General features: G+C 63.9%; 15 protein-coding genes. 13 read left to right on the top strand and 2 right to left on the bottom strand.

Annotation, left to right across the window (positions count from 1 at the left end; genetic code table 11):
• Nucleotides 1–8: 8 nt before the first annotated feature.
• Entirely contained in the window at nucleotides 9–545 is a 537-nt protein-coding gene (locus tag HLH48_RS06045) for a hypothetical protein (protein WP_182996588.1), read from the top strand.
• 98 nt (nucleotides 546–643) lie between these two features.
• On the top strand, nucleotides 644–1042 hold the full coding sequence (locus HLH48_RS06050) for a phage fiber-tail adaptor protein (protein ID WP_182996589.1): 399 nt from the start codon (nucleotides 644–646) through the stop codon (nucleotides 1040–1042).
• Here HLH48_RS06050 and HLH48_RS06055 read toward each other — a convergent pair.
• Nucleotides 1027–1218: a hypothetical protein gene (locus HLH48_RS06055; RefSeq protein ID WP_182996590.1), complete on the bottom strand. Its 192-nt coding sequence runs from the start codon at nucleotides 1216–1218 to the stop codon at nucleotides 1027–1029. The two genes, HLH48_RS06050 and HLH48_RS06055, sit on opposite strands and share 16 nt — an antisense overlap.
• Nucleotides 1219–1541: 323 nt before the next feature.
• On the opposite strand from HLH48_RS06055, the gene HLH48_RS06060 reads away from it, so the two are divergent.
• The 10 genes from HLH48_RS06060 (at nucleotide 1542) to HLH48_RS06105 (ending at nucleotide 8032) form a co-directional block, all read left to right on the top strand.
• Nucleotides 1542–3314, top strand: a complete 1773-nt coding sequence (locus HLH48_RS06060) for a hypothetical protein (protein ID WP_182996591.1) — start codon at nucleotides 1542–1544, stop codon at nucleotides 3312–3314.
• A 5-nt stretch (nucleotides 3315–3319) separates the two neighbouring features.
• Nucleotides 3320–3562, top strand: coding sequence for a hypothetical protein (locus tag HLH48_RS06065; protein ID WP_182996592.1), 243 nt, complete (start codon nucleotides 3320–3322; stop codon nucleotides 3560–3562).
• Nucleotides 3563–3631: 69 nt separating this feature from the next.
• Nucleotides 3632–3910 (top strand): hypothetical protein, encoded by a 279-nt coding sequence (locus HLH48_RS06070; protein ID WP_182996593.1) that lies wholly within the window; start codon nucleotides 3632–3634, stop codon nucleotides 3908–3910.
• Nucleotides 3907–4404, top strand: coding sequence for a hypothetical protein (locus HLH48_RS06075; RefSeq protein WP_182996594.1), 498 nt, complete (start codon nucleotides 3907–3909; stop codon nucleotides 4402–4404). Before HLH48_RS06070 ends, HLH48_RS06075 begins: the two co-directional genes overlap by 4 nt.
• An 8-nt stretch (nucleotides 4405–4412) precedes the next feature.
• Complete coding sequence (locus tag HLH48_RS06080; protein ID WP_182996595.1) at nucleotides 4413–4781, top strand: hypothetical protein; 369 nt, start codon at nucleotides 4413–4415, stop codon at nucleotides 4779–4781.
• A 78-nt stretch (nucleotides 4782–4859) separates the two neighbouring features.
• Nucleotides 4860–5162 (top strand): hypothetical protein, encoded by a 303-nt coding sequence (locus HLH48_RS06085; RefSeq protein ID WP_182996596.1) that lies wholly within the window; start codon nucleotides 4860–4862, stop codon nucleotides 5160–5162.
• Nucleotides 5163–5240: 78 nt separating this feature from the next.
• A complete protein-coding gene (locus tag HLH48_RS06090) occupies nucleotides 5241–5810 on the top strand; it encodes a twin-arginine translocation signal domain-containing protein (protein ID WP_182996597.1) in 570 nt (189 codons plus the stop codon).
• Complete coding sequence (locus HLH48_RS06095) at nucleotides 5807–6208, top strand: hypothetical protein (RefSeq protein ID WP_182996598.1); 402 nt, start codon at nucleotides 5807–5809, stop codon at nucleotides 6206–6208. The genes HLH48_RS06090 and HLH48_RS06095 overlap by 4 nt, the downstream gene beginning before the upstream one ends.
• 112 nt (nucleotides 6209–6320) lie before the next feature.
• Nucleotides 6321–7082, top strand: coding sequence for a hypothetical protein (locus tag HLH48_RS06100; RefSeq protein ID WP_182996599.1), 762 nt, complete (start codon nucleotides 6321–6323; stop codon nucleotides 7080–7082).
• Nucleotides 7083–7354: 272 nt separating this feature from the next.
• Nucleotides 7355–8032, top strand: a complete 678-nt coding sequence (locus tag HLH48_RS06105; RefSeq protein WP_456305407.1) for a LysR substrate-binding domain-containing protein — start codon at nucleotides 7355–7357, stop codon at nucleotides 8030–8032.
• Nucleotides 8033–8137: 105 nt separating this feature from the next.
• Here HLH48_RS06105 and HLH48_RS06110 read toward each other — a convergent pair whose 3' ends face one another.
• Nucleotides 8138–8722, bottom strand: coding sequence for an NmrA family NAD(P)-binding protein (locus HLH48_RS06110; protein ID WP_264812924.1), 585 nt, complete (start codon nucleotides 8720–8722; stop codon nucleotides 8138–8140).
• A gap of 111 nt (nucleotides 8723–8833) precedes the next feature.
• On the opposite strand from HLH48_RS06110, the gene HLH48_RS06115 reads away from it, so the two are divergent.
• A partial coding sequence (locus HLH48_RS06115) for a transposase (protein ID WP_182996600.1) occupies nucleotides 8834–9169 on the top strand: 336 nt, incomplete at its 3' end.

A 9169-nucleotide genomic window follows, 5' to 3' on the forward strand; every position in this document is an offset into this window, starting at 1 on the left:
GATCAATCATGATCAAACTGACCACCGAAGAAACCAACATCCTGCTCCAGATGCTGGATAACAGCGTTTTTCCGGGCAAATTGCTGGAAACAGTCTGTGCCGCCAAGGGGCGCCTCAAGAAGGGCAAGGTGCTCCCCCAGGCCGAGTCCGAGATGCTGGCCGGCTTTATCGAACAGGCACAGGTGCCCGGCCTGCTGGTACCTGCGGTGGCCGTCATCCTGCGTAAATTGCGCGGTATGCCGCCGATGGGCATGCGCGAGGGTGATGGGAACATCAACTTTGGCAACAAGAATCGCGTGAACAATGTGGGGGGGCATATCGGCCACACATTTTCCGCGAACGCACCGGCATCGCCCGAATCTGGCGAGGAGGTCATGTGCGGTCTGCCGCCGGGGACATCCCAGCCTGCGAAAAAGCAGAATCGCCAGGGAGCCCGGGGTCCTGGGCGGCGGGCCGCAATGGTCCAGCAGACTCACAGCGGATCGGGCTCGAATATCGTTGTAGGCGATGATGACCAATCTGCCGTCAAGCAGGCCAACGTATGACTTGGCGGCCAGCGCCGTCTCGGACAATAGCGGCGCCTTCGGTGCCCCAACTGATTCCACGCGGCATAATGATCTGCGGAGCGCCTTTGCGCTGGCCCATGAAAAATTCAGCCGATTTCCTAGATTACTCGGTTGATCCCTCAGGCTGGTTAAAGGATGCAGACGACACGCTGGCTGCTGCTGCTATCTCCTGGCCCACACCCGCATCAGCCGCAGACGTCAATGTCGCCGCCATGACGATCATCAACGGAGTCGTCATGGTGCTGATCTCCGGAGGGCAGACGGGAGGGGCCTCCCGCTTGACGATCACGCTGACCACAGGTCTGGGACGCGTGGTGGATATCCCCGTCATCCTGCCGATCAGCCAGGACCAGACGCCGGCGCAGGTCCCCGACTGGCCCGTGCTGGATAATGGCGCGGGCCTTGCGCCGGGTGCGCTGATTCTGTCCGACAGGTCGGTCCTGGTGGACGCGTCCGGCAATCAAATCGTGATGTGAGGGGCAATGAGCACAGTAACAACGACACCGTTGCCGGGCGTGCCCTCGTCGCCGGCGGCGCCGGCGCCCACCGACAGTATCCTGGGCATTGTCGGCGGCAAAACGATGCTGATCAGCGTGCAGCTTTTGCTGAGCGGCACCGCGACGGCCACCGAAATTGCGACCGCGATCGCCAACGCAACGCAGCAGATCGACAATCAGATCGCTGCAGCCAATACGGCCGCCAACGCCGCTCAGGCAGCCGCCATAAACGCCACAAATGCTGCCAGTGGCGCGGCAAATGCGGCGACGCTGGCCGTGGAAGCAAAAATCGGGTCGCCTGGCGGAGCGGCCGCCCTCGATGTGCAGGGCGGCCTGGTGCTCTCGACCACCAGCGTCCTACGCGTCAACGCGGCCGGGCAGCTCGTGGTGGCGATTCCTCTGCCATCTGCTGACCCCGGTGAGCTGGGGTGGTTTGGTCAAATGACGGTCTATTATGCATCTCATCTGGAGCGTAATGATGGCGCGCAATACACGTTTTTTCTGGGTATCCGCCCTGCTGGCAGCGACGCTGCTGCCTTATGCCGCCACCTGTGCGCCGCCACCCGCGCCGATCTTGGACCTCTCCCAATCCGTCGTCACACCCACCGGGGGCAGCCAGGTCAACATTGCCGATGCGCTGGCCTCTTACGCCACGCAGGCGGCACTCACTGCCACTACCACGACCGCCAATGCCGCGATCCCGGCCGGCAAGATCGGGCAACCATCGGGCGTGGCCGCCCTCGATGCCTCAGGCCGCCTGACCGCGGCGTTGATAGGCGACGCCACGGCCGCCCCCGTCACGCCCGCCGGCAACAGCGCGACGACGCTGGGCGTCTATCTGGGCCTTCTGGCCAAATCGTCCGATTTGACGGCCTATCTGACCACGACGGCTGCCGGCCAGATCTACGCCACGCAGGCGGCACTCACTGCCACTACCACGACCGCCAATGCCGCGATCCCGGCCAGCAAGATCGGGCAACCATCGGGCATAGCCGCCCTCGATGCCTCAGGGCGCCTGACCGCGGCGTTGATCGGCGACGCCACGGCCGCCCCCGTCACGCCCGCCGGGGGCGGCGCGACCACGCTGGGCGCCTATCTGGGCCTGCTGGCCAAATCGTCCGATCTGACGGCCTACCTGACCACGACGGCAGCCGGCCAGATCTACGCCACCCAGGCGGCGCTCACTGCAACCACCACGACCGCCAATGCCGCGATCCCGGCCAGCAAGATCGGGCAGGTATCGGGTGTGGCAGGCCTGGACGCCTCGGGCCACCTGACAGCGCCGCTGACCGGCGACGCCACGGCCGCCCCCGTCACGCCCGCCGGCGGCAGCGCGACGACGCTGGGCGCCTATCTGGGTACGCTGGCCAGGTCGTCCGATCTGTCGGCCTACCTGACCACGACGGCAGCCAGCCAGACCTATGCCATGCAGGCAGCGCTCACCGCCACCACGACGACCGCCAATGCGGCGATTCCGACCAGCAAGATCGGCGCGGCGTCGGGCGTTGCAGGATTGGACGCGTCCGGGCGGGTCACGGCGCCGATCGCCAGCGATCTGACGCCGGCGGTGGTGACGCCCACCGGCGGCACCCAGGTGCATATCGCCGACGCCCTGGCCGCCTACGCTACGCAGGCAGGCCTGACCTCCGAGATCACCCGCGCGACGGGGGTCGAGGTGACGTTGCAGAGCAACATCGCGGCGGAGGCGACGACGCGGGCCAATGCGGATGCGCTACAGATGCCAATAAATGGGGGCAGTTTCAATGGCGCTGTCAACATTCCAAGTTCTCTCGCTGTGACAAGCCCCGACGGCGTCGTAAGAGATATCGCGTTTACCAATAATACTAACGGGACATTGCCATTTTGGGCATTCCGCGCGCGTGGCGCTATAACATCAGCGAATGCTGGAGTCCCGTTTGTTCTGGCGGCGTTTGACGATAGCGGACACATTCTCGGGATTGTATTTTCCGTCGAGCGCGCAACCCAGATCATGACGCTGAGCCAGTCTCCCGTAATCCCGACGCCGCCTGCCGGCGACAATTCGGCAAGAGCGACCACCACGGCCGGCGTCCGGCGCGAGATCGCCACCGGCTACACAGTCGCGACGCTGCCGACCGATGCGCGGCGATACCAGGGCGCGCGCGCCTACGTCACCGATGCGACAGCCTGCGCATTTGCCACCACCCCGACCGGCGGCGGCTCGACGTTCTGCCCGGTGATCTACAACGGCACAGCCTGGATTGCGGAGTAACACGCATGCCCAATTACATCCTCTACCGCACCACGGATTACGTGATCACGCCGCCGCCCTATACCGATCCGGATGCCGGCGTCACGGTTACGCCAGGGCCGGTCGTAGCCTCGCCGGCCGGCACCGTGATCCTGACGCAGCAGATCGATGATCCTGCAGCAGTGGTCGTGCCGGCGGGATTTGCGCTCGCGGCCGATCCGCAGGGGGATTATCCGGTTGGGAGCGTTTATCCGATCGCCGCTCCTTAACGACTCGCTAGATCACGCCCAGACAATACAGCTGCCGTATAGGCGGCTTTTTTTATGCCCGGAGACCTGATGTCCGATCCTATGACTCCGCAGCCCTGGTGGGCTGCGGCCCTCGGCGCTGGCCTGTTTACCATCCGGTGGTTGATTGGCTTTGGCGGCCGATCAGCTACCGCGACGATCAGATCGCAGGCGAAAGAAATCGCGCGCCTCTCCAGCAGGATTGACGATCTTGAGGCCCGGCAAAGAGACAATGAAGAGCAGATCGCCGACCTGCGCACCGAAAATGTGCAGTTGCGGCAGAAGATTCATGGCGTCGATACCAATGATGCAGCGAGGCCGCCGCAATGAGCAACGCCACCCTGATCCGGAACGTCGTGACGCATGTCCTGGTGCCTGTCCTGGCTCTGCTGGACCTGCCAGGCGATCAGACCGCTCGACGACAGCTGATGGCAGGCATCGGAAACGTCGAGAGCGGATACCGGGCCCGGCGCCAAGTCGGCGGCCCGGCACTCGGCTGGTGGCAGGTCGAGCCCGCGACGCACGATGATCTGTGCCGCAACTGGCTGCCCTACCACCCGGCCCTTGCCGCCATCACGCGCTCGCTTCTGCCTGCACGATATGGCGGCGTGCTGATCGGGAGCGCCCAGGCGATGGTCGAAAACGACGAATACGCGGCCTGTATCGGCAGCCTTGTGTTTTTCCGATCCGCCGCTCCCCTGCCGCCCCGCGACGACCCGGTCGCGCAATGTGCCGCATGGAAGCGTGGCTATAACACCGTGCTGGGTGCTGGCGCAGTCGATCCCCAACATGTCGCGGCGTTTGCAGCCGCGATTGCGGCATAGGATGTCCAATGGACCCCGTATCCCAGATCGCGATGTATCTCTGGCCGGTGGTGTCTCCCTATCTCCCGGAGCATTGGCGCCAGGTGCTCCCCCTGCTCGCCCTGGCCTGCTGCCCGCTCGCCGGGTTTGCCCTGCAGGTCTGGACGCCCGCGCCGGGTAGCCGCTGGGTCGTGCTGTGGCAATTGCTGACCTGGATCGCCAATGCGCGCGGTCGCAATGCGCCGGTCAGCCAGCCGGGCATCAAGTCACTGGCAATCCCACTCAAAGCCGACCGGGCGGCTTTGGCCCGGCAGATCGGCGTCGACCCGGCGCAGGCCAATCCGCGACGGCTTCTAGCCGCGCCAAGGGCGCCGATCCGGCCGCCGGATCCTGGCTGACTGGCAGGGCCCGGCTCGCGCATTGAGATTCTTCACCCCAGGGCGCCGTTACGGCGCCCTCTTTGTTTGGAGCGTCCCATGGACGAAATGACCGCCGTAACGGCCTTGGAAGGGCTGATCGAAACCGTTGCGGGAAAGCACGAATCGGCCGCCGTCAAATCAGATCTGGCCCTGGTCGGCTCCGCGGTGTCGTTGCTGACCAAGGCATTGCTGCCCCGGCTGGATCCGTCGATCAACCTGTCGGCCATGGATGCCGGGCTGGCAAAGGCCTTCGACGGTATCAGCGACACGATCCGGGCGATCGAGGGAGGCACCGTGCAGCCCGCACCCGCCAGCGATGCGACTGCCTCGGGGGCCCCGGCGGAAACTCCCCAGGCCTAATCCTCTGAATTCAAGCCTCAATCCGAGGCACGAAAATTAACATGCCGCCTCGGGGCGGCTTTTTTATTGAGGTGTTTCATGCGCAATTCCTCGCGTCGCTCGTTCCTGCGCGGCTCTGCTGCTCTGCTGGCCGGTACCGCTCTGGCGGCCTGTACGGCCGCCACCTCCAATGGCGTGACCACGATCACGATCGATGTCGACGAAGTCGTGACCGACGTCGGCATCGCGCTGTCGATCGGCCAGACCACCCTCGGCTTCTCCGGCGTGCCGGCCGGCGTGGTGTCCGTCGTCAATCAGGGTGTAGCGATCATCAAGACCGGTCTGGCTGCCTTCCAGGACAGCGCCGGCTCGTCGCTGTCTCTGACGTTCGACCGGTCGAGCCCGCCGGCGGCCCTGACCAGCCTGATCACGGATCTCCGCACCGTCGCGGCCAATATCGCGGCCGTCGCGGAGTCGGAGGGGGCCGCCCTGTCATCCGCTCTGCTCGTCAAGGTCAGCAGCATCTCGGGCGATATCGGCAATATCGCATCGATCCTGCAGGCGATTGTCGGGACCGTGGCGACCGTCCAGATCGGTGCTGCGATGGCGGCTTCCCAGCAGCGCGCCGCACAGATCGACGCCATCAAGGCGCGGCACGGTCTGCGGTGATCCGCCGCGCCTGGCTCGTCGGGTTGCTGGCCCTGGCTGCCTGCACCGCGATGCCAGAGCGGGCACGGACCGCCCTTGTTGGTCAGCCGCGCAGCGCCGTGCTGTCCTGCATGGGCGTCCCAGACCGACAGGAGCAGTGGGGCGGCATCGAAACACTCACCTGGCGACAGGACCAGCCGGTGCAGGGGCCGTTCGACATCAAGGGGCCGCTGTCGCTCGAATTGAGCCTTGGCGGCCATGGCACCTGCCGCGCCACCGTCACGATTCGCAGCGGCCGCGTCGCTTCGGTTGTCTATTCCGGCCCCAGTGCGACGCTGCTGGGGCGTAACGGCGCATGTGCCGGCCTTGTGCGCGGGTGTGTCCATCTGACCGAAGGTCTCCAGGGAGAAACCCGATGATTTATGCCCTCTACATCGGTGCCGGTGCGGCGATCGAGTTTACGCTGTCGGTTGGCATTATGCTGCTGACCAAGCGGCGTCGGCGCCAATATCTGAGTGACCGGGGGCTGGAATGATGGTGCGCCGCCTCGGCTGCCGGCCGGCCGAAACCCGGAAGGGCCAGCCGTCCTTATCAGGCCTACGCATGATGAATCGGCGGGCCCCCGCGCGCCTGATCCGGGATCATATCGATCCAGCTCCCCTGATGCTGGCCAATGACCGCCTGGGCAATTGCACGTCCGCCGGCCTGGGCAACCATATCCGCGCCACGGCGGCTCTGGCCGGGTATCAGGTGGCAGTGCGCGATGCTGATGCCATCCTGTTCTATGAACGGTCGACCGGGTACTCACCGGCCGATTCGGCAACCGACCAGGGAGGCATCGAGGTCGACGTGCTGGCCCACGCAACGCGCGAGGGTTATGGGCTGGCCGATCAGACCCTCTATCCGGTGTGGGGGTCGACGCCGCCGGGCGATCTGAATGGCCTGCGGCTGGTTATGGCTGGCATGGGGGCTGCCTATCTGGGCGTGGAACTGGCATTGGCCGACCAGGCTGAGGGTGGCGTATGGGACATCACCACACCCGGCGACCAGACGCCGGGATCATGGGGCGGCCATTGCCTCTTGGCCTGGGCCTATGATGGCACAGACGAAGGTTCGATCGTCCATCTGCTGACCTGGGGTGGCATCCAGCGCGCCACATGGCGCTGGGTGCGATCGAGAATCATGGAGTGCCATGGGATCGCCTGGCGCCAACTGATGCCCGCATCCGGGCTGCTCAATGGCCAGGATTGGGGTGACCTACAGGCTGATAATGCGGCTTTTCTGACAGCATAAGCGAACCATTGGACGTACTGTGTATTAAGAGCCCTCGGCCCCGGCCGAGGGCTCTTTTTGCGTTTGCCAAATGCCCCATAACCCATTGATAAATTGTGCGCCAGAAAGGCGAGTTTGCCCAGCTAAGCACATGATTTAAATATGAATCATTGGTCCTTTCGGGTCCGCCATCTCACTCCCTGACCGCATCCGCCAGCCGCCGTGGATTTCCCGCTCGCCGGTCTCGACGCCCCGCGCGAATACGCGGATGTCCCGGCCACAGCATCCGCGAGTTGGAAGAAGCACTCGATATTTCGCTGCTCAGCCGGACCACCCGGCGCGTCACGCTGACCGAGGAGGGCGCCCGATACTACGCCAGCGTCGTCCAGATTTTGCGCTTTGTCGATCAGGCTGGCGACGAGGCTCGCAGCACGCGCGGAGCCGCTGCCGGCACCGTGCGCATTTCATGCACGGCGGCGCTCGGGACCAGGCATATCAGCCGGCTGATCTTTGCTTTCCAAGATCGCCACCCCGAAATCACCGTGGATCTGAGCCTGACGGACGAACGCATCGACCTCGTGCGCGACGGCATGGATATCGCCATACGCCTCGGCCCGCTCGCCGACAGTTCCATGAAACTGCACGCCATCGGCGCCAGCCGGCGGGTTCTTGTCGGTTCAACCGACTATCTCCTGCGGCATGGCAAACCCGCGACACCAGAGGCATTGGCGAATCTCGAAGGAATCCGCATGCTCAACATCGCGGGCAGCGATTCACTGGCGTTAAGACGGGCGGATGGCAGAACCTCGATCGTGCCCTTCGGCGGACGCTTGCGCGTCGATCACGGGTTGGCGGCGCGCGCGCTGGACGTGGCATCGGCCCCGCGCACCTGTGGCTCGTCCACGACCTCCTGGACAATGGCCAGCTCGAAATCCTCTTGCAGGACTACGAACTCGCCTCCGTGCCCCTGAATCTGCTCATCATTCCGGAACGCGCGAAGACCGCACGCGTTCGACTTGTCGTCGATTTTCTTATCTCCGAAATTCGCAAGCTGCCGGGCATCGTCATATCCTGACTCAGGGCCCAAACGATTTCCTGTCACCTCGCCAGCCCGTGGACCGCAGGAACTGCTCCCAACTGAACGTATCGGGATTCAGACGCCGGCTCCATTCAAGATCGCGCTCCTTCCCGAAATAACCATATTCAACCGCATACTCGACCATGCCCAAAATTTCCCGGACGAGCAATTGATTGGCCGCGAATTCCGGAAAATATTGCAGCAGACCGTCTCTGGTATAGGCATTGCGATATTCAGCCTTGATGCCGGTGATCCGCTGAAAGGTCGCTACCATCTCACGAGGCGAGAGAATGTCACCAACGACCGGAAGCGTCCTGCCATCATAAAGCCCGGGGTTCGAGAAGATTTCAAGGACCGCCGGTCCGGTCGCCGTCAGCGGATCGACAAAAGGCGCACGAAAATCCTCGGGCAAATACATCGGCAAAATGAGAGTGTCGCCGTCCATGCGCGGCACATAATATTCAAGTATGTTTGTATAGTAGAATGCCAACATTATAAAAGAATGAGAAACCGGCAAGCCACGAATGTAATCGGCGACCAGCGCCTTATCCGTGAAACGTGGCGCGTATTTAGCCCATCTTATTCACGGGGTTGGTCGGGGCTGGGTGGCGGGTATCGCCTAAGCTTTTGATTGGGTTTACGAATTGGGTGTCGAGTCCTTCCGTTTCTCCGATCGCGCCGAGCCACACCCGCCATGTCCGACGATACGAGCCAACCGTTCCTGTTTCCAGCCATCGGACGCAAGAAAATCACGGCTGATTTTGATGGTGGCCGGATCACCTCGGATGGTGGTGTCCTGCTGCTGGCTGCCGCCGAGCGGCGGATCGGCCTGGCTGATCGCCTCGCCCGGCTCATCGCCGATCCACGCAATCCGCGACGGGTGACACACGGCGTGGCCGATATTCTGCGTGCCCGCATACTGGCCATTGCCTGCGGCTATGAGGACGCCGACGACCTCGATCACCTGCGGCGCGATCCGGGTTTCAAGCTCGCCTGCGGACGACTGCCCGATACGGGGCGGGATCTGTGC

Origin of the sequence: Gluconacetobacter sacchari, assembly GCF_014174255.1 — a bacterium.
Taxonomy (GTDB): domain Bacteria; phylum Pseudomonadota; class Alphaproteobacteria; order Acetobacterales; family Acetobacteraceae; genus Gluconacetobacter; species Gluconacetobacter sacchari.